22 protein-coding genes are annotated in these 17,841 nt (G+C 56.9%); 13 read left to right on the plus strand and 9 right to left on the minus strand.

All coding sequences use genetic code 11. From position 1 onward, the window contains the following. Positions 1-347 precede the first annotated feature (347 nt). From WCE46_RS08140 to WCE46_RS08150, 3 genes are all read left to right on the plus strand, one after another. The gene (locus WCE46_RS08140; RefSeq protein WP_424733366.1) at positions 348-1,532 is read left to right on the plus strand and encodes a M24 family metallopeptidase; all 1,185 of its coding nucleotides are present in this window, start codon (positions 348-350) and stop codon (positions 1,530-1,532) included. A 67-nt stretch (positions 1,533-1,599) separates the two neighbouring features. Next, entirely contained in the window at positions 1,600-2,310 is a 711-nt protein-coding gene (locus WCE46_RS08145; protein ID WP_424733196.1) for a sugar phosphate isomerase/epimerase family protein, read from the plus strand. A gap of 196 nt (positions 2,311-2,506) precedes the next feature. Beyond that, a complete protein-coding gene (locus WCE46_RS08150; protein ID WP_424733197.1) occupies positions 2,507-3,013 on the plus strand; it encodes a hypothetical protein in 507 nt (168 codons plus the stop codon). A 33-nt stretch (positions 3,014-3,046) separates the two neighbouring features. Here WCE46_RS08150 and WCE46_RS08155 read toward each other — a convergent pair whose 3' ends face one another. The 3 genes from WCE46_RS08155 to WCE46_RS08165 form a co-directional block, all read right to left on the minus strand. Continuing rightward, positions 3,047-3,886 (minus strand): methyltransferase domain-containing protein, encoded by an 840-nt coding sequence (locus WCE46_RS08155; RefSeq protein ID WP_424733198.1) that lies wholly within the window; start codon positions 3,884-3,886, stop codon positions 3,047-3,049. A 266-nt stretch (positions 3,887-4,152) separates the two neighbouring features. Beyond that, the gene (locus tag WCE46_RS08160; protein ID WP_424733199.1) at positions 4,153-4,755 is read right to left on the minus strand and encodes an RPA family protein; all 603 of its coding nucleotides are present in this window, start codon (positions 4,753-4,755) and stop codon (positions 4,153-4,155) included. Then, positions 4,752-6,008, minus strand: a complete 1,257-nt coding sequence (locus WCE46_RS08165; RefSeq protein ID WP_424733201.1) for a nucleotide-binding protein — start codon at positions 6,006-6,008, stop codon at positions 4,752-4,754. Before WCE46_RS08165 ends, WCE46_RS08160 begins: the two co-directional genes overlap by 4 nt. 134 nt (positions 6,009-6,142) lie before the next feature. Here WCE46_RS08165 and WCE46_RS08170 point away from each other — a divergent pair, with 134 nt between their 5' ends. Beyond that, positions 6,143-6,337, plus strand: coding sequence for a DUF1858 domain-containing protein (locus WCE46_RS08170; protein ID WP_424733202.1), 195 nt, complete (start codon positions 6,143-6,145; stop codon positions 6,335-6,337). A 1-nt stretch (position 6,338) separates the two neighbouring features. On the opposite strand, the gene WCE46_RS08175 is transcribed toward WCE46_RS08170, so the two are convergent. The 4 genes from WCE46_RS08175 to WCE46_RS08190 all read right to left on the minus strand — a co-directional run bounded on the left by WCE46_RS08175 (position 6,339) and on the right by WCE46_RS08190 (position 9,273). Continuing rightward, entirely contained in the window at positions 6,339-7,220 is an 882-nt protein-coding gene (locus WCE46_RS08175; RefSeq protein WP_424733203.1) for an adenosylcobinamide amidohydrolase, read from the minus strand. Next, complete coding sequence (gene nrdD / locus WCE46_RS08180) at positions 7,217-7,579, minus strand: anaerobic ribonucleoside-triphosphate reductase (RefSeq protein ID WP_424733204.1); 363 nt, start codon at positions 7,577-7,579, stop codon at positions 7,217-7,219. Before nrdD ends, WCE46_RS08175 begins: the two co-directional genes overlap by 4 nt. Before the next feature lie 115 nt (positions 7,580-7,694). Further along, positions 7,695-8,342: an orotidine-5'-phosphate decarboxylase gene (gene pyrF, locus WCE46_RS08185; RefSeq protein ID WP_424733205.1), complete on the minus strand. Its 648-nt coding sequence runs from the start codon at positions 8,340-8,342 to the stop codon at positions 7,695-7,697. Further along, positions 8,335-9,273, minus strand: a complete 939-nt coding sequence (locus tag WCE46_RS08190) for a deoxyhypusine synthase (protein WP_424733206.1) — start codon at positions 9,271-9,273, stop codon at positions 8,335-8,337. Before WCE46_RS08190 ends, pyrF begins: the two co-directional genes overlap by 8 nt. 166 nt (positions 9,274-9,439) lie before the next feature. Between WCE46_RS08190 and WCE46_RS08195 the strand changes: the two genes are divergently transcribed. From WCE46_RS08195 to WCE46_RS08225, 7 genes are all read left to right on the plus strand, one after another. Next, on the plus strand, positions 9,440-9,949 hold the full coding sequence (locus WCE46_RS08195) for a hypothetical protein (protein ID WP_424733207.1): 510 nt from the start codon (positions 9,440-9,442) through the stop codon (positions 9,947-9,949). A gap of 57 nt (positions 9,950-10,006) precedes the next feature. Further along, positions 10,007-10,408 carry a hypothetical protein gene (locus tag WCE46_RS08200; protein ID WP_424733208.1) on the plus strand — a complete coding sequence of 134 codons (402 nt, stop codon included), beginning with the start codon at positions 10,007-10,009 and terminating at the stop codon, positions 10,406-10,408. A 3-nt stretch (positions 10,409-10,411) separates the two neighbouring features. Then, the gene (locus tag WCE46_RS08205) at positions 10,412-10,729 is read left to right on the plus strand and encodes a hypothetical protein (RefSeq protein WP_424733209.1); all 318 of its coding nucleotides are present in this window, start codon (positions 10,412-10,414) and stop codon (positions 10,727-10,729) included. Next, entirely contained in the window at positions 10,726-10,947 is a 222-nt protein-coding gene (locus WCE46_RS08210; RefSeq protein ID WP_424733210.1) for a hypothetical protein, read from the plus strand. The genes WCE46_RS08205 and WCE46_RS08210 overlap by 4 nt, the downstream gene beginning before the upstream one ends. Before the next feature lies 1 nt (position 10,948). Beyond that, positions 10,949-11,305 (plus strand): hypothetical protein, encoded by a 357-nt coding sequence (locus WCE46_RS08215; protein WP_424733211.1) that lies wholly within the window; start codon positions 10,949-10,951, stop codon positions 11,303-11,305. 43 nt (positions 11,306-11,348) lie between these two features. Continuing rightward, positions 11,349-11,558: a hypothetical protein gene (locus WCE46_RS08220; RefSeq protein ID WP_424733212.1), complete on the plus strand. Its 210-nt coding sequence runs from the start codon at positions 11,349-11,351 to the stop codon at positions 11,556-11,558. A 144-nt stretch (positions 11,559-11,702) separates the two neighbouring features. Then, positions 11,703-12,365, plus strand: a complete 663-nt coding sequence (locus WCE46_RS08225; RefSeq protein ID WP_424733213.1) for a VTT domain-containing protein — start codon at positions 11,703-11,705, stop codon at positions 12,363-12,365. A 103-nt stretch (positions 12,366-12,468) separates the two neighbouring features. On the opposite strand, the gene WCE46_RS08230 is transcribed toward WCE46_RS08225, so the two are convergent. Beyond that, positions 12,469-13,029 (minus strand): hypothetical protein, encoded by a 561-nt coding sequence (locus WCE46_RS08230; RefSeq protein WP_424733214.1) that lies wholly within the window; start codon positions 13,027-13,029, stop codon positions 12,469-12,471. 131 nt (positions 13,030-13,160) lie between these two features. Here WCE46_RS08230 and WCE46_RS08235 point away from each other — a divergent pair, with 131 nt between their 5' ends. Further along, positions 13,161-14,606, plus strand: a complete 1,446-nt coding sequence (locus WCE46_RS08235) for an MFS transporter (RefSeq protein ID WP_424733215.1) — start codon at positions 13,161-13,163, stop codon at positions 14,604-14,606. A gap of 119 nt (positions 14,607-14,725) precedes the next feature. Then, positions 14,726-17,107: an Eco57I restriction-modification methylase domain-containing protein gene (locus tag WCE46_RS08240; RefSeq protein WP_424733216.1), complete on the plus strand. Its 2,382-nt coding sequence runs from the start codon at positions 14,726-14,728 to the stop codon at positions 17,105-17,107. 226 nt (positions 17,108-17,333) lie between these two features. Here the strand turns inward: WCE46_RS08240 and WCE46_RS08245 are convergent, their stop codons facing one another. Next, positions 17,334-17,792, minus strand: a complete 459-nt coding sequence (locus tag WCE46_RS08245) for a hypothetical protein (protein WP_424733217.1) — start codon at positions 17,790-17,792, stop codon at positions 17,334-17,336. Between the last annotated feature and the right edge of the window lie 49 nt (positions 17,793-17,841).

Raw genomic sequence — 17,841 nt, forward strand, 5'->3', positions numbered from 1 at the left:
TCTGCGAGATGCTGGATGATGAGTCCGGCTATGCCCTTCCCAAATCCGGTGCGAAAGCCTATGCAAAGAAGCACGGTCTGGTCTTCGTCGAAGGGCCCGAAGTGCTCGAACGGTGGGAAGCGGACAAGACCCGGAAATAACGTTTCCGCACTGGAACCAGGGCGAATAAAACTGTCCTCGCCCTGCCATATCTGTGAGCTGCCATGAGGTGGAGCACCCTCATATTTTTCCACCGCCCGTTTTTCTTTTTGTTCATTTTCCTTATTCTCTGATCGTATCCGCCCTCATTCCCGGGCCATTTTTCAGCATCGATAAATACCACGCTCGGCCATTATTATTGACATATGATGAGCGTCCCGTCCAGCGAACTTACCCGCCGCATGGCCCGGTTCCGGGACCGGATGAACCGTGACTGCCCGGACTGGGAGGTTGCGGGAATCACCGGTAAGGTCAACCTCTATTATTTCACCGGTACGATACAGGACGGCCTGCTTACGATCCCGCGGGACCGGGATGCGGTCTTCTGGGTCCGCCGCAGTTTTGAACGTGCAATCGCCGAATCGGCATTCACGGATATCAGGAAAATGTCCAGTTACCGGGACGCAGCGGCAGTCACCGGGAAAGTGAACAAACCCGTGTACCTGGAACTCGACGAGATCTCGCTTGCCCAGTACGGCCGGATGCAGAAACATTTCTCATTTTCCGGTGTGCAGCCGCTCGACGTACAGGTGGCGAAGGTCCGGTCGGTCAAAAGCCCGTATGAATTTTCCCTCATGGAAAAGGCGGGAAAGATCCACCGGCATGTACTGGAAGACTGCGTCCCGGATCTTCTCACGGAAGGCATCGACGAATTGACGCTCACTGCCGATCTCTATTCGGTGATGGTCCGGGAAGGCCACCAGGGGCTCATGCGTTTTGGGATGTTTAACGAGATGCTCCTTGGCCAGATTGGCTTTGGGACCAGTTCGATCGCGCCCATCTGCGTCGACACTCCCGGGGGAATTTCCGGCCTCTCCCCTGCAGTCCCGATGTCCGGGAGCCGTGAGAGAAAACTAAAGAAGGGCGATCTTGTCGTCATCGATATCGGCTGCGGTGTCGAAGGTTACCACACCGACAAGACGCTGTCGTATATGTTCGGGAAAGCAATTCCCGATGAGGCGATACGGGCCCACGAGCGGTGCGTTGAGATCCAGGATGAGATCGCCTCGTTCTTAAAACCGGGTGCGATTCCCTCCGGGATTTATTCCACGATCATGGCCGGGCTCGAGCCGGCATTCCGGGAAAATTTCATGGGCTATGGGCAGAATACGGTAAAATTCCTCGGCCACGGGATCGGCCTTGAGATCGATGAAAGCCCGGTCATCTCGAAAGGATTCGACGAGCCGCTCGAAGAGGGCATGGTCTTTGCCGTTGAGCCAAAGAAAGGGATCAAAGATGTCGGACTTGTCGGGATCGAGAACACGTTTGCCGTGACACCCGGGGGCGGCCGGTCACTGACCGGGACACACTGCGGGCTGCTGCCGGTGTATTGAGGCGGACGTGATCCGGTCCCTATTAAAATCCATATCTATTTATCCCGTCTCACGCTACCGCTCACATATGATCGGCATCTCGACCTACTGCCTCATTGAAGAGCCGCTTTCCGACGCGCTGGACCGGCTTTCAGGGCTCACCGATCGTATTGAGGTCATGGACGAAGGTCTCCATTTTGCAGAAAGCCCGGAGATCTTCGGGAGTTATTCCGCAGATTTTACTATCCATGCCCCGTTTCACGGCCTGAACATTGCCTGCGTCTTTGAGCCGATCCGAACAGCAAGTATTGGGGTGATAACCGATTGTTTTGCGGTAGCCGCAGAGATCGGTGCCCCCGTTGTCCTCCACCCTGGTTATTTTGCGTGGGAAAATGAACGGGAGCTGGCCGACCGGCAGTTCAGGAAATCGCTTGCCGAACTCACCGCTGCTGCACGCGAGTTCTCGGTTGAGTTCTCGTTCGAGAATATGGGGAGCATGAATTTTTTCAACCTGCGGACCCCGGACGATCTCGCGATCATCGGGGATTCAAAATTCACCCTCGACGTCGGGCATGCCAACCTCAATGGCTGCCTGCCGGGATTTCTCAAAACGCTGTTCAGTCACATGCACCTTCACGATAACACCGGAAAACAGGACTCTCACAGTACCGTGGGGGAAGGGAACATCGATTTTCATCAGGTAATTTCTGCGATGAAAAGGAAGAACGCAACCGCGATCATCGAAGTAAAATCGTTTGACGGCGCCGTGAAAAGTCTCCGGGCGCTCGAAGCACTCTGACGGGTTGCGTCTGGTTCCAGCCCAGGACGAATGGCCTCTCCCCCGGGACAGGGATCACGGAATCGGGATCTCGTGTGCCGGGCTGCTGCACCGTTTCTCCGCTGACCGGAGAAGTTGAAACAAATTTCTTGACAATCCCTCTTTTTCAAATTAAATTGAATAATGCTATTAATCCTCGAATATAATGCTGGAGCACATGGCACAGAGAACCAGTCCTCGTTGTGGTGCATCCATCGAAGCCAGCCGGACCGTCTGCTCGAATTGCCGGGCTGTCCTGAAGAAAAAGAATCCCCTGACCCCGTATCTCGTTATCGCCGGTCTTGTCGTGATCGTTGTTGTCGTGGTCGCGGTCGTCATGACGAGCCCGGTGTCCGGCCCGGGGACGGCGATCGCACCGGTTATTACGGTCCTGCCGACAAGTGCCGGTGAGTCAATCCCATCACAGCCGACCTGCACTATTGCGATCGCCGGCGCAAAAGTTCCCCCCTCATCCATACGGCTTGAGTTCATGACCAGCACGTGCAGCGCGGGGGAGGTCACCGGACTTAAGGTTTCTGTCAACGGGGTGCAGGCAGGGACGCTCGGCACCAGCCCGGGGGCAAGCGGGACATTTGCCGCCACTTCAGGCACCAATAATGTCGTCGTCACCGCACACTATGCGAACGGTGCTGAAGCGGTCGTGTACCAGAATGCCGCACTGTGAGGATAAAAAAACTTTTTTTAGGATTATGCCTTTTTAATCCGTCTTCCTTCCCCACACAAGATACGCCGTATACCCTGAAGTGAACGTACCCTCGTTTGCCCGGCGTTCGAGATCAGTTTTGATTGCCGCAATCTCCCCATCGCTGAAGTGCCCGGCCTCTTTCATCCGGCCGAGCAGGGCCGGGATATCGAACACTTTTTCCGCGAGAGCAAGATCGGTGAGCATGAGTGTCTTTGGCTCGGCATGAATATCAGAGAGCCCGGCGCGGCGGAAGATGCCGGCAAGATCCTTCCCGATCCGGCCCGAAGCAAAACTGTCGCTCCAGAACCGGGTGAGCCGGCCTGCAACTTTTGTGGCGCTCACCCCGATGGAAAGTGTGTCCCAGTCGTTGTCGAACGCGACGAGCGTCCCGCCGGGCGCTAAAATACGAGCCAGTTCCCGGATCACCTGTTCCGGATCCGGGATGTGCTGGAGTACCCGGTCGATCCGGCAGGCATCGAACACGCCGCTCCTGCACGGGATATGCGTGAGATCGCCCCGGAGCAGGAAACACCGGTCCCGGTGGGCGGCGATTCGTTCCGTTGCGGTAGAAAGAAGGGCCGCACTCGCATCGAGACCCAGGATACGTGTTGAGGGAGGCAGCAGCGGGGCAAGGGCACAGAGATCGTTTCCCGCACCGCAGCCGGCGTCGAGCACACGTTCCGGTTCTGTGCCGGCAATGATTCGGAAACTCTCCTCTTTTACTGCGTGGAAGAACGGGATGTCAGAAAGCAGGTCGAGGCACCGGGTGCAGGCCGTGGTATCGCCGGAGCGGTCAACGTCGCGGAAGCCGGTCGCGAGGTATTGCTGCGGGGATTTTTTCGGGGCTGGCATGGGATCAGGTATATTCCGGTTGGGTGGTGGAAGATGTAGGGTTTGTTGTGGGTTAGCACAGGACGGGTTTTAACTGAGGATGGAGGGACGGGGTGGTGGCCGGATAGTTTGAAAAAAATTGGAGGGTTCCCACCCCCTGATGGGGGTCGCTCGGCCGCCTCTTCGGGGCGGCGGGGTTAATCGCACCACAGGGAATGATGGGTAATACCTTCCCGATACACAATCCGGAATCATTCAATGAAAAAAAATTCGGTGATGAAAAAAATTTACATCTTAATCTGCGCCAGCGCATCGTAGGCAATCTTCCGGAACACCGACGGATCGACCGTGGGGTACTGCTCCTTTGCCTTGAGGATGTCCGGGCTCGTGCCGGTTGCGAATGCATCGATGCGGTCAAGCGTGCGGGCCGCGGTGTCCAGCGTCCAGATGTCACGGGTCTCTTTATCCACGACACTGATCGATTCGACCCTGACGGAAACGAGGGGTGCACTTGCAGGGTCTTTCTGGTAGATGGAAGCTTTCCCGATGACTGCGACAAACGCAGGCGTCTCGATCTTTGCGAGCTGCTGCATCGCCTCGGGCTGGTAACTCCCTGCCATGATAAAGAAGGTCCCGGTCGGGTCGATGACCCGGCCCCGGTAGAAGATGTTTTGTTCTCCCTGCCGGGTCTTCTCGGTCAGCGTGCCAACAATGAAGATCCGGTTGCTGCGTTCCCCGGTCGGGAGGAGCACGAACGTCGGGCTCTTCTCGTCCTCGCCGTCCTTGAACTGGTACCGGCATTCCCGGAGTTCGCTTGCAAAGACCCTCCGGGCCGGCTCGCGCTCGAAACTGCCGTCGCGTCTGCCCATGTCCGGTGCCGTGGCGCTCATGATACACCCCCGGCCCGGTTCAGGAGCTTTGCATGCTCCCCGCTCTCGAACTTCTGCCACTCGCAGGTATTGACCAGCAGCCGGTTATCGATCTCCCGGCCGGAGCAGACCACGTACCGGCCGAGCACCTTGTCCCGCATCTGCAAAAAGACCTCGTCCATCCCGAGCGGGTTGTTCTCCGCGATCTCCTTTGCCTGGTCAAGCGTCATGCCGGTCAGGGCTTCGACCACGTCGCGCTTCAACAGCATGTTATGCGTCTTCTCGCCGTCATCGAGCCAGCCCTTGATCCGCAGGTCGTAGACGAAGTTCGGCTGGATCTCGTGGATCGGGCAGTAGTTCTGCCGGGAGAGAGCACGGTTGCAACCCTCGACCGGGCAGCGCTTGATGATCCCGGAGCCGGGCGCGATATGCACGATGGCGCCCGTAACGGTCACATCGGTGCTGCCGCCGGCCGTGGCGATATCGCCTTCCTCCTGCATGATCGTCGCGCCCGTGATGTTGAGCGAGAGCCGATCGTTGAACTCGTCGGCTTGTGCGTAGAAGACGGAGTAGACCGAGCCTGGGACGAGTTTCTCCTTTCCCTGCTCTTTCCAGATAATGAACTTGATCGTTCCGGTCTCGTCACCCAGAAGACCGGACTGGAGCATGCGTTCGTGCGTTACGTCCCATTCCTGGATCACTTTCGCCCGCACGCTCGCGACGCCGGCCTTAAGATCTTTTACCGGGACCGGTGCAGGGATGAGCGGGTCGGTCTTCTCGATCTCTTTTATCGTGGTGCCCGAGTGGACCTTGAGGTTCGGGACACCCTTGTACTCGTCAACGACCGCGGATTCGAGTCGGTACCACTTGCCCTCCTCCATCTTCGGCGCGTTACTCTTCGCCCAGACCACAAACCGGATCCCGCCTGATTCGTCCGCGATGATCCCGCTCTGGGCAATAGCCGGGGATGCGGGCGCGGCAAGGGAGACTACTTTTCCCTCAAGGGTCACCCAGTCGCCGGGCTGTGCTGCGGCGATCGGCTTCTGCTCGGTTGCCCCGCCCGTGCCTCCGGCACTCCCGCCAAATCCCGTGGCGGGGGCGATATTGAATTCCTTTGCGAGTTCGTTTGACACGCTGCGCTCAGCCTCGGCAGGCTGGACGCCGAACTCATCGATGAGCCTGCGTAGCTTGCCCTCGACCTTCTGCCGGTCGATCTCATGTCCTGTTTTTGAAAACTTTCGGGAGATTCTTTCAGTAGCTTCGGAATAATCCATTTCTTACATCTCCAACGGTAGATCCATTGTTGCTGGGTATATAGCAGGTACCGTGCGCTGCGAAAGTAAAGAGACTTGCGGATTTGTCGCCGCGATGGTGAGGTTTATGACCCTGCACGGGAACTAAGTGTAGTATGGCTGAATTAACTGCAGACTCTACGATCTACGACCTTCTCCAGGCAAAACCCGAAGCGACCGAGGCACTCTTCAAGTTCGGTATGGGCTGTGTCGGCTGTGCAATTGCCCGCGGCGAGACCATCCGCGAAGCAGCGGAGGCACACGGCATTCCCCTCCCCGAGCTCCTGAACGCACTCGGGATCAAGGAATAAATTACTTTTTTTGTTTTGATTTCAGGCGCATAAGTTCTGCGAGCGGAGCATCGGGGTACTCTTTTAGGTAATCCGCGACCGCAGGCTCGTGCAGCAGGGTGCAGCCCGAACAGTTCCAGACCCGGCCGTTTGTGGAACTCGCTGACCATTCGCCGAGCTCTTCGTTCTTGCACGGGTAGAACGGACAGTAGCAGAAGTCACAAGCCTGCCCCGCGAAATGGCAGGGATAATACGGGCAGTTGTGGGGCAGCCATTCCACCCAGTGCTCCCCCTGGAACCGGCTGTAGATGAAAAACGCCGGATCCGTTATACCTCCGCTTTCGTAGCGGCGGAGGGCCTCGGGCACTCCCTTTAAGATCGCGTCCCGCACCCGCCGGCCCGGTTCCGTGATCCGGCCGGCGTACTTGTGTTGTGTCTCCCCTTCGCATGCGGCAATTACGGCATCGGTGGGCGTGCCGGAGACTCTGCCCGCGGCAAGCAGGGCTTCGGTCTTTGCCTCGGTCGCCACCATGATCGTTTCTAGGAGCGCCGGATCTTCCATCCCCTCGCTGCTGTACGCGATGATATTGATCGTCCCGGCTCTGCTCTCACCGGCCGGCTCCTGCCGTATACCGGCGGTCACAAAGACCGTGATAAAATCGTACTGGAGCACGCAGAGGTTCCGGATCGGGACTGCGGTCAAGAGCCCCAGCACATCGCTGCCGGCACCGGCTGCAGCAGCGATAAGGGCAATCTCTTTTTTCGGCTCCTCGTGGCCCCAGTCTGCCGGGACCGTGTGGTTAAAGAGGGTAGTGGCGTTACGGATACCGCCGGCAATACCGGTGCTTGCGGCGCGGAATGCACCGCGGATAAAAAGAGTATCAGACCCGGTATAATATCTCATGCAACGGAGTATCTGACCCGGTCTTTGAGTTCCTGCTGCTTACCGGCGTTCCACCCGGAGACGTCCTGCAGGTACCCGGTCACCCGGCTGATCTGGACGACATCGTGGGAGCCGCATTCAGGGCAGACGGGCTTGCCGCACAGGGGGCAGTACTCGATCCCGGAGATCATCTCATGGCTGCAGTGGCAGTTGTCGAGCGGGCACATGATCTCAAGTTTGGTCTCCCCGCAGTTCGGGCACGGGTTCTGGTCTACGATGAGATGGCAGGTGTGGCACTTGTATTTTCGCTCGGTTTCCGGAATATCGTCGAGTTTCTTGTATTTTTCTGTAATTTTCCGTTGCTCTGCACTCCAATCCATACTACTACATCGTGCAAGTCCTTAAAAAACTTTTAGGCCGTGCCCTGAAGGTTATATTGCATTCGCGGTACGTACTGGCGCGCACCGGTGGATCGGGTCTCAAAAAAGGATTTGTTTAGGCTTTCCTGTCCCTGCGGAGGTGCGCATAGGACTGCGCTGCGGCCGCAGGATCCGGGGCATCATAGATCGACCGGCCCACGATAATGCCGTCCACGAGTGTGGCGATGGCGTCTGCATCCCCGCCCTGTGTCCCGATCCCCGGCGAGAGGATCTTCTTATCCCCGATAAAGCCCCGCAGGACCCTGACCCGGTCCGGCCGGGTGGCCGGCGCGATGATCCCGTCGGCACCTGCGATGATCGCGTTTCCGGCGATCTGCTCCGGGATCCCCCCTGAGAAAAATTCCTTTCCTCCGGGGTGGCTCATCTCGGCGACCACGAAGCATTCACCCTTGTGCGCATGGGCGGAAGCGACGCAGGCTTTCATCGAGTCCATGCCGGTAAACCCGTGGCAGATGATCCCGCTAAACCCTGCAGCGAAGACCTGATCGCAGATGAGCGTGTCCGTGTTCGGGATATCCGCGACCTTGAAGTCGGCGATGAGCGGCAGGCCCTCTTTCTTGAGCTCGCCGGCGATCGAAAGGCCGGCCGAGAGCACGAGCGGGTACCCGATCTTGATCGCGTCAAGGTGCGGGGCGCAGGCATGGGCTACCGCGAGTGCTTTTTTCTTTTCCTTTATGTCCAGCGCGAGGATCAGGTCAGGCATGGCTGAGCCGCTCCATCACAGCCGCGACGAGGACCGGAAGCGTGATGGTCGCATCGGCGTACACGGTCACGGCCTTTGCCTCCTCGGTGATCTTGCCCCACGAGCGGGCTTCGTCCAAGGTCGCGCCCGAGAGCCCGCCAAGGTCAGGCCGGTCCCCGGTGAGCTGGATCGCGTAATCGAAGCCGTTTGGTGTCATGAGCATGCTCTGGAGGATGAAATTCTTCGGGACGCCGCCGCCCACGAGCAGGGCGCCGGCCTTTTTGGTCGCAAAGCAGGTGTCAAGGAGCGCCGGCATATCGGCAAATGCGTCCACGGTCACCTTGTTCGTCTGCGAGAAGAGCCAGTACTGGAGGCCGACCATCGAGTCCTGGATTGCCGGGCAGTAGACCGGGATCGCTTTCTGTGCGGCAGTCGCAAGGATGCCGGTTTTTAAGTGGAGCCCGATGTGGCGCAGGAGTCCGGAGATCGAGACCGTGGTTCCGGGTTCGAGTTCGCCGTACACGCTCTGCATGAATGTCTCGAAGTGCTCGAAGGCTTCATTCGGGAGATAGACATCGTAGATCCGGTTGATCTCATCGTGCCTGAGCTCGATGTCGTTGCAGAATGCGGTGCCGTGGAAGTGCCGGCAGCCGATTGCCTCGATGATATCGTGCGTGAGGTTTGCACCGGTCGAGACGAGGATGTCGATGTGGCCGTCCCTGATAAGATCGGAAACGATCCCGCCCATGCCGGCCGGCACCATCGCGCCGGCGAGCCCGAAGAATTTTGTCGTATCCTTATCTTTTAGCATCTGCTCGTAGATCTCTGCCGCATGGTAGAGCGAGCCGCCGTTGTACGCCCCGGCTTTTCCCATTGCATTGACCAGTTCGCCGACGGTCATCGCCGGTTTGAGGTGCATCTGGGTGACCGGTTCATCGCATTGATGTGTCATCGCTGTTTTTCCCCGTATGCTGCAAAAGTATTGGCGCTTTGGGCTGATAACAGTGTTTGGAAAAAATGCAGGATACTACCAAAAAAAGGAGGAAAATTGAGGAACAATGATGCATTTTGTGCCCATATCAGAAAGATATTTACCCTTTTAAGGTGGTTTATCGACTATGCAGGAAGTCCGGTTAACTATACGTAAGCGTGCGTTTCCAAGCGAGGGGCGGGTGCGTTTCAATGTCGCACACCTGCCCGCTCTGGGAATACAGGACGGGGAAAAAGTCGATCTCATCAATGAAGAAACAAAAAAATCCGTTACAACCTCCGTGATCGCCGATACCATGGTGCGGGAAGGACAGGTCCGCGTGAGCGAGGAGGACCTCAAGACGCTGGGGCTCAAGGACGACGATGAGGTTCTTGTCAAAAAATCACCGCTCCTCAAAGAAAAACTCTCGAAAGCCGCAGCAGAAGCAAACGTGTCGATTGCAAAAGGTGTTGTCAAACTTGACAAAGCGGTCAGAAAAACAGCCGGCGAAGTAAAGACTGGAGCCACAAAAACTGCGGATACCGTGAAAAAAGAAACAAAGAAAGCATCGGCAAATCTCGGGAAGGCGGCTTCAAAGACCGCGAAAAAAGTGAAAAAAACGGTGAAGAAGGCCACCGGATCCGAGGATGAACTCTGACATGATCTCTCTGTGTGAAGGATGGGACAACAACACCCGTTACGGGGTGATGTAACGTTGGCAGCTGACGCAGTTGTGGCACCGGTACCAGGAATCACCGACACCGTTCTTCTGGGAATTCTTATCGTTCTCGCTCTGGCGCTCGTGTACCTTATCGTCCGTGAGATCCGGATCATGAAGACGGCCAACCGCACGATCGAGCTCGAACTCGAAAAGGATAAACTCAAACTCCTCCAGCAGCACGAAGCGTCAAAAATGTTCCCGTTTACCCGGTTCTCTCCCGAACAAACGGCTGCGATCCGGCAGGTCGAAGATGAGAACACGGCCCTTGAAACCAATATCTTTGCCAGGGAAAACCTCCTTGAAAAGCAGTTGACCCGGCTTGAGAATATGGTGAAAACAAGAAAACTGGATCACCTCCTCAATCATGTCCAGGAACAGGAAAAGAAGGTGAAATAACAGATGTACCCGGTTATCAACCAGAACCCGGACCAGAATGCGACCGGGGAATCCTTCTGGGATCAGTTCTCGCATATCCCCGGGGCGATCGACTCCCGCATGCCGACGTTCGACAAATCGCTCGACGCGTATTTTGACCATAATTTTTCTGCCATTATCGAGGAATGGGACCTGGTGACCGAGGTCGATCTCGAACGGCTCGAAAACCGGCTGGCGCACGTGAGCGAGGAGATCGACCAGCTCTACGCAAAAAGAACGGCCATCGAAGCACGGGCACAACGGCTGGAAGACCTCGTCGCCTCCCTGGAGAAATCATTATGATCGGCATGAACTCGTATCTCAATGCCTACGTGGACCGCCGGATGAAATATATCGTTGAAGAATGGGATCTCGCAACAAAGGCAGATCTTGTGGATTTCACCAGCCGGCTTGCGGCACTGGAACAGGAGATCCCCCGGCTGAAATCCTTTGACAAGACCGCATCGGACAAACTGACCGGGCTCGAAACCCGGGCGGCTGAACTCAAAGGGAGGATCTGACATGGACCTCCTCACCTTTGTTCTCCTCGTCATCATCCTCTGTGTCGTCCTGTTCCTCGTGTATTATTTTTTCCGGGGCGCACAGGGGAATATTTCGCTTACCCGCCCGGTGGAGAGCCGGGTGGACGAGTACCTCGACCGCCGGTTCCAGAGCATGGTGGAGGAGTGGGAACTCGTTTCCCACCCGAGACTTGCGAGCTTTAAAGAGCAGAGTACACCGGAGATTGAGCAGAACGAAGACCGGCTTTCTGACCTGAAGAACTATGAGTCCGGCATGCAGACTCACCTGGCGTCACTGGAGGCGCGACTTGACTCTCTGGAAAAAGAACTGGCCCGGCGCGACAACCCAAAAAAGTAAGGAATCTCCCGGCCTTCGTGAGATCAAAAAAGAGATCTCGGTGATGCGAAAACAGGGGGAGCCTCCAGCGAAGGACCCCGGCAGTTTTGCGCAGTACATGTGCGATCTCTGCAACACGCCCCACCCGATATCCGAGCTCCGCCAGTGCGTGCTCTGCGGGCGCTGGGGGTGCGAGGCCTGCTGGAAGGATGAATATTATACCTGCAAATCCTGTGCCGGCCTCATCAAAATCCATCAGATTAAACGGGAATAACTCAAAAATCCCCGGGAACTTATTTTTTTATCAGCCTTTTGCCTCCCCGTTGTTTCGAGCGAGCACTTCCGGGATGCCTGCTGAAAAGTGTCGTTTGGGGAATCCCCAATCCATTTATCGCATCCGTTCCCATGATCTGATATCATGGTTCTCCCGTTCAATATTCTAGACGTGGTACTCCATTTTGACAAGTACCTCCCGGTGATCCTCCAGCAGTACGGGATGTGGACGTACGTGATCCTCTTTTTGATCCTGTTCTGCGAGACTGGTCTCGTGGTCATGCCCTACCTGCCCGGCGACTCCCTCCTTTTTGTCGCGGGCGCCGTTGCAGCTGTCGGGATGCTCAACATCTGGATCCTGCTCGGTACCCTGATTGTCGCCGTGATACTTGGGGATACGCTCAATTACTGGATCGGCTACACGTTTGAGATGAAAGTGCTTGAATGGAAATATTCCCTCGTAAAAAAAGAGCACCTCGATGAGACGCAGAAATATTTTGAGAAGTACGGTGGCTTTACCATCGTCATTGCACGGTTTATGCCTTTTATCCGGACCTTTGCACCGTTCCTTGCCGGTGTCGGGAAGATGCGGTATTCATGGTTCCTGGGCTACAATGTCCTTGGCGGCGTGATGTGGTCAAGCCTCTTCCTCCTTGTCGGGTACTTTGTGGGCAACCTCCCGATTGTGCAGGCAAACTTTACACTCATTACGTACGCGATCATTGCGGTCTCATTTGTGGCGCTCGCCTCGGTCTTCGTGAGTATCTATGTCGCGATGAAGAAGGGGAAGGAGAACAAGGGGGCATAGGCCCTGCCGTGTCCCGAAGATGAGTGCGGGTTGGGGTGTGGCCACCCGGTGTCATACCCGTTTCAACCGTGCTATAATATTTTTTTAGGGAATTTCTCGCTTCTTATTCCGCGGGCAGAACGCGGACGGGCATTTCCGCAATCTTCCGGTAAACCTTCGCGGTTTCGCTTTGTGTCCACCGGTCGAACACGAGCGACTGGAACGGCTGCCAGATGGTGACCCAGCAGAAGATAACAAGGATGTTCTCCACGACTTCTGCGAGGGCGTCTCCCTTGAACTGGGAGCAGACCGCGATGCCGGCAAACGACGGTATGCAGACTGCGGCAGTGAGCCGGATCTCCCGGAGGCCGACTCTCTGGATCAGTTTCATGTCCCGCTGCACCTCGTCTGCCCGGAGCCGGAAGTGCGACCTGACTGCGGAGATAATTGCGGTACTGCGTTCCTGTGTCAATTCCGACGCCGGTACCCTGATGACAAGGTCCGTGCACAGGCCGGCCCGGAATCCTTTCGGGACGGCAAGTAATGCGTGGAAGATTCGGTCTTCGGCCCGGTCCGAGAGATCGCGGCTTTCCTCCGGCGACGGGTCGTCCCCATCGAAGATCTGGGCAACGGACTTGAACGACGCCGTGCCGCTTGCGTCTTTTACATCGCTGGTGTGTGTCATGGCAGTGATCCCGTTTGTTTAGGATTTCTGTTGGAGCAGGACTGGATTAAAGTGTGTCCTTTCTCCCGGACTACAATCTGAAACAATTATCAGGGCAGGAGAGTATCACTCATACCACAGGAACAGGAATTATGGCTGAATGTTCACCCGACAGGAAGATGTCCACGAAGGATCTCCTGATTGTCATCGTGATCGCGCTCGGTTCGTTCATGGCCGGTCTCGATGCGACGATCGTCAATATCGCCCTTCCTGACATTGCAAAAGCACTCGATGTCTCGACCGTGACCGTCTCGTGGGTACTCAACGCGTACCTGATCATCCTCGTCAGTCTTCTCCTCGCCGCATCCAAACTCGGTGATATGAAGGGGTACCGGAATATTTTTCTTGGCGGCTTTGCCCTGTTTACCTTCGGCTCGGCGCTCTGCGGCCTCTCCCCAAATATTGATGTGCTGATCGTCTCGCGGATGATTCAGGCGGTGGGTGGAGCGGTCATCTCCGCTCTCGGTGCAGTCATGGTCACCTCCTACCTGTCCGCATCGGTCAGAGGCCAGGCCTTGGGGATCGTCGCGATGTTCACGATGCTCGGCGCCGCACTGGGGCCGGTGGTGGGAGGTTTTCTCACGAGCGCGTTCTCGTGGCAGTATATCTTCTACGTGAACCTGCCGGTCGGGATTATCGCGATCATTCTCGGGATGCGCATCCTGCCACAGCGTGACCCGGTCGCCCCGGGGGCGAAGCTCGATGTCCCCGGGGTCGCGCTCATCTTTGTCGCCCTTGGCACGCTGATTGTCGGTCTGACCACCATTCAGGGCAGCAGTGCAGTGGCCGGCCTCGCGGCACTTGTGCTCTCTGTGATATTCTGGGCGCTCTTTGTTGCATGGGAACGGAAAACAAAAGAGCCGTTGATCAAACTGAACCTCCTGTCCAACGACGCATTCACGCTCCAGAACGTGAATGTCATGCTGATCCAGATGGCGATGGCCGGCGTCATGGTCATCATGCCTTTTTACCTCGAGCTGGTCAAGCATATCGCAACCGACAATGCCGGGACGATCCTCTTGGCTCTCCCGGTCGGCATGATCATGACCGCGCCCATTGCAGGAAAATTCTCCGATGTGATCGGGACAAAAAAACCGATCATTTTCGGGTTTCTGGTCTGCGCCGTGGCGCTCCTTCTCCTCTCGACGCTGTCGGTCCGCACAAGCGTGGGCCATGTCTGCATCTACCTCTTCCTTCTTGGCGCCGGTACCGGTATCGCCTTCTCGCCGCTCAACAGCGCGGTGATGGGAGAATCCCCGGCGCAGGAATGGGGGATGTCATCCGGCCTTGTCAGGATGATGACCAACCTTGGCTCGTCCCTCGGTGTCGCTTCCGTGATGCTCGTTGCAACCGTTGTTGTCGGCCCGAAGCTGGCCGAGATTTCCGCCCACCAGCTGCCCTCTATGGATCTTGCCGGTGCCTTTGATGCCGCGTTCCTGTTCTGCATGGTGCTCGAAGTGATCGGGATCATCCTGATGCTCAAAGTCCCGGCAAAAGAGTCATCGGGGGAGCCTGAAGAGGCCATTATGGGATTCTGAGATCCGGCACCGGATTTTTGTCCCGGTGTCTGCCGGGCATTCTTTTTTGTTTTCCGCCCCGGATGTCTCATCCGTTCAGTCAACAACATTATTGTCCCGTTCGCGCCGAATACTACATCATGCGGTGTCCTGTTGCAGATCCGGGCAAAGAAACAGACACATCCGCTCTTCCCGATGCAGCGTCTGCCTTCTTTCACGACATTTGTGCATGGCGCGAACAGCTTGCCCGGAGCGTCGCCCGGAACAATATCGGGATGCATAGCGGCGAGATCTCGCTCGCGGTGCACCGTATCCTGTTCCGGCTCTGTCTCCTTGCCATCGCAGAAGACCGGCATCTCATCTCCCCCGGTAGCCTCAACCGGATCCTTGATGCAAAAGAGAGCGACATTCAACTGGCGGAATTTTTCGCAGATGCTAGCGATCTCTGGGCTGAGCCGGAGGGCTATTCGGAAACTCCCTCCCGACACAAACCCTCCGCCGGAAAACGTCCCACGATCGATGACCCGGTGATAAAAGCAATAACTGCCCGGCTCCTGTCCGCGGACCGGCCGTACGATTTTTCCCTGCTCTCCCTTGAGGAGTGCGCCGGGGTTTTCGACCAGTACCTTGCCCGCACAATCCGGCGGTCTGCCGCCCACCAGGTGATCATTGTCGACCGGCCGGATGCCGACGTCGGGCGCGTAATGCCATCTCCCGCACTCATGGATTACGCGGTGGAACAGACCCTTGCAGCTGCACGCGCCGGCCGGTCCAACGATGAGCCGCTTCCGCTGCGCATCATTGATCCCGCGTGCGGGGCCGGGGCATTTTTGGTCCGGGCATACCACGGGCTCATCCCGTCACCATCGGGCATGCAGTACACTTTTGTGGAGAGGACCGATCTTCTGCGGCACACCCTTCATGGCCTCGATATTGATCCCCATGCAGTCGCAGCCGCCCGGATGCTGCTTGCTCTTGCGGCCCTGGAAGGAGATGACGCCGGGACGCTGCCCGTTGGTTTTTTCCCGGTGTTTCGTGATCTTCTGCGGATCCTCTCCGATACGATACGGTGCGGGAACGCGCTTGTCGGACCTGAAATTGCAGACGATGAATCGTGGGCGTTCTGCCCGGCCCGGGAACGCCATGCCCTCCGGCTCTTCAACTGGCGGGAAGGCTTTTTTGAAATTCTCGCGCCTGGCGGTTTCGATGCGGTGATCAGCTGCCCACCCGAAAGCCCGGTGCCGGCGCGTGAATGTCTCCAGCAGTATGTCCAGCGGCATTTTGCCACCTGTGATCCCGGGGCCCGTCTCTCCGCATTTTTTATCGAAAAAGGCCTTTCACTCCTGCGGCCCCGGGGCGTGCTCGGGTACGTGATCGGCGATCGCTGGCTCCATGGGAAGTCCGGTTCACCCTTACGGGAACTGCTGCTCTGCAGGCAGATCGATGAGATCGTGATTACCGGTGATGCCGGTGACGGCACTTGTTTTCTTCGGCTTGAAAATTTTCCGTCATCGCATCCTTTCATCGTCCGGCTCACAGGGTCAACCCCGACTTCACCCGGGGACAGCCCGGGATTCCTGATTGACCAGCAGGTACTTTCGGTGGGGGGCTGGACGCTCCGCGACACGAGAAAGGAACAGTTGCTCGAAAAAATCTCCCGGGCTGGAATACCGCTTGAGGAGTACGTGCTCGGGGAGATCCGGTCCGGTATTGCGGTTGAACCAGCATTTGTCATCAGTGCAGCGCAACGAAAAGAACTGGTCCGTGCCGACCCGCGCTGCAAAACCCTGCTGCGTCCGTATGTTGCCGGGGAAATGATCGGGAATTACAGTGTTTCGTCTCCAGAACAGTACTGTATAGTTATCCCGCAGGGGTGGACCGACCGGCATCCCTCGGCCACCGGCCATGCGTGGCGGTGGCTGAAGAAGAGGTACCCGGGTATCACCCAGCACCTCAAAGAGCACGCGGAATCACTGAAAGACCGGCCATCGCAGGGAGATTACTGGCGGGAGGTTGCGAGCGAGTCTGACGCGTGGCAGGAAGAAAAAAACCGTATTATTTTTCCGGCCCGGATCTTCCCGCCCCATTTCACGCTCGGCAGCGACCGGACCGTGTTCGGCCGCAAGATTAGTCTCCTCCCATCCGGGAGCCAGTACCTGCTTGGTATTCTCAACAGCCGGCTCGCCGCGTTCGTGCTTTGCAATCTCGCCGAGGATGCGGGTGTACCCGCTGACATTCGGCTGGGGGATATCCTCAGCCGGTTCCCGGTCGCCACCCCGGATTTTGACGACCCGGATGATGCAGCCCGGCACGGCCGGATGGAGGCGCTCGTGACCGAAATGCTGAACCTGCACCGGCACCTGAGTCTGGCAGCGTACGAAAAGGAAAAAGGGATCATCGCACAGGAGATCGACTCGACCGACCGGCAGATCGATTCGCTCGTATACGGAATCTACGGGCTCTCGGTCGATGAAATTGCCGTCGTGGAGGAAACCCTCACGATGACAAAATCACCGTCGTAAAAAAGATGTCCGAAAAGGGCCTCCGGACAGAGATCATTAAGGAAAACGACCTGAATTATTACCCCAAAAATGGGGATGAAGGAACGCGTCTGTATTGCAGGTTTAAAAACCTTAATTCTGCGCTTATTTTAAAAAAGAGTTCCATTCGTCAGACTTTTACATGCGCGTGGACACCATTTCCACTCCGGCTGGAAATGCGGGTCGTCATTTTGGCAAACGGAGCGTTTTACGGGGTTTCCCGGTCCCGATTCCCAACCCCCTCAACCTTCCGGAGGGGTATTACAATCTGGTATGGTGCCTTTTTCCAGTATGCCTCCCGGTAATGGGTGTTCCGGTACCCTTCTTTTGTATTCTCCTGGATCTCCGCAGTAGTGTCCGGCAGGATATAGAACCGGCGGTACGCCCGCTCGTTCTGGGTCCGGATCCAGAACTCGCGGAGTATGTACGGCGGCAAGGGAAGTGAACGGATTGCCGCCACCTCTTCCGGATATTTCCATTCGATAATGCAGTCCTCACCGATCCCATACCTGACCTTTTTTAATTTCACTGCCACCATCACATTTCCGTGGTACATCAGCCCGTCAAACGGCAGCGTCGGATCGGTATTTCCTGCCCAGTGGTAACCCATTTGTTCTGCACATGCTTTCCCGCTGGCGCGGAGATTCTCCGGTTGTTTTCCTTTCATGTATTCTCCCGGGGAAATCCTGCATTGAAACGTTCCCGGATTTAAAAAA

Source organism: Methanoregula sp., from assembly GCF_049690535.1.
Classification (GTDB): domain Archaea; phylum Halobacteriota; class Methanomicrobia; order Methanomicrobiales; family Methanospirillaceae; genus Methanoregula.

Bases quoted from the DNA above. Each gene is read 5' to 3' on its own strand.
- WCE46_RS08225 (WP_424733213.1), top strand. From the start codon at position 11,703: ATGGTTCTCCCGTTCAATATTCTAGACGTGGTACTCCATTTTGACAAG.
- WCE46_RS08175 (WP_424733203.1), bottom strand. From the start codon at position 7,220: ATGAGATATTATACCGGGTCTGATACTCTTTTTATCCGCGGTGCATTC.
- WCE46_RS08235 (WP_424733215.1), top strand. From the start codon at position 13,161: ATGGCTGAATGTTCACCCGACAGGAAGATGTCCACGAAGGATCTCCTG.
- WCE46_RS08195 (WP_424733207.1), top strand. From the start codon at position 9,440: ATGCAGGAAGTCCGGTTAACTATACGTAAGCGTGCGTTTCCAAGCGAG.
- WCE46_RS08170 (WP_424733202.1), top strand. From the start codon at position 6,143: ATGGCTGAATTAACTGCAGACTCTACGATCTACGACCTTCTCCAGGCA.
- WCE46_RS08190 (WP_424733206.1), bottom strand. From the start codon at position 9,273: ATGACACATCAATGCGATGAACCGGTCACCCAGATGCACCTCAAACCG.
- WCE46_RS08205 (WP_424733209.1), top strand. From the start codon at position 10,412: ATGTACCCGGTTATCAACCAGAACCCGGACCAGAATGCGACCGGGGAA.
- WCE46_RS08165 (WP_424733201.1), bottom strand. From the start codon at position 6,008: ATGGATTATTCCGAAGCTACTGAAAGAATCTCCCGAAAGTTTTCAAAA.
- WCE46_RS08210 (WP_424733210.1), top strand. From the start codon at position 10,726: ATGATCGGCATGAACTCGTATCTCAATGCCTACGTGGACCGCCGGATG.
- WCE46_RS08145 (WP_424733196.1), top strand. From the start codon at position 1,600: ATGATCGGCATCTCGACCTACTGCCTCATTGAAGAGCCGCTTTCCGAC.
- nrdD (WP_424733204.1), bottom strand. From the start codon at position 7,579: ATGGATTGGAGTGCAGAGCAACGGAAAATTACAGAAAAATACAAGAAA.
- WCE46_RS08215 (WP_424733211.1), top strand. From the start codon at position 10,949: ATGGACCTCCTCACCTTTGTTCTCCTCGTCATCATCCTCTGTGTCGTC.
- WCE46_RS08245 (WP_424733217.1), bottom strand. From the start codon at position 17,792: ATGAAAGGAAAACAACCGGAGAATCTCCGCGCCAGCGGGAAAGCATGT.
- pyrF (WP_424733205.1), bottom strand. From the start codon at position 8,342: ATGCCTGACCTGATCCTCGCGCTGGACATAAAGGAAAAGAAAAAAGCA.
- WCE46_RS08140 (WP_424733366.1), top strand. From the start codon at position 348: ATGAGCGTCCCGTCCAGCGAACTTACCCGCCGCATGGCCCGGTTCCGG.
- WCE46_RS08155 (WP_424733198.1), bottom strand. From the start codon at position 3,886: ATGCCAGCCCCGAAAAAATCCCCGCAGCAATACCTCGCGACCGGCTTC.
- WCE46_RS08220 (WP_424733212.1), top strand. From the start codon at position 11,349: ATGCGAAAACAGGGGGAGCCTCCAGCGAAGGACCCCGGCAGTTTTGCG.
- WCE46_RS08230 (WP_424733214.1), bottom strand. From the start codon at position 13,029: ATGACACACACCAGCGATGTAAAAGACGCAAGCGGCACGGCGTCGTTC.
- WCE46_RS08240 (WP_424733216.1), top strand. From the start codon at position 14,726: ATGCGGTGTCCTGTTGCAGATCCGGGCAAAGAAACAGACACATCCGCT.
- WCE46_RS08160 (WP_424733199.1), bottom strand. From the start codon at position 4,755: ATGAGCGCCACGGCACCGGACATGGGCAGACGCGACGGCAGTTTCGAG.
- WCE46_RS08150 (WP_424733197.1), top strand. From the start codon at position 2,507: ATGGCACAGAGAACCAGTCCTCGTTGTGGTGCATCCATCGAAGCCAGC.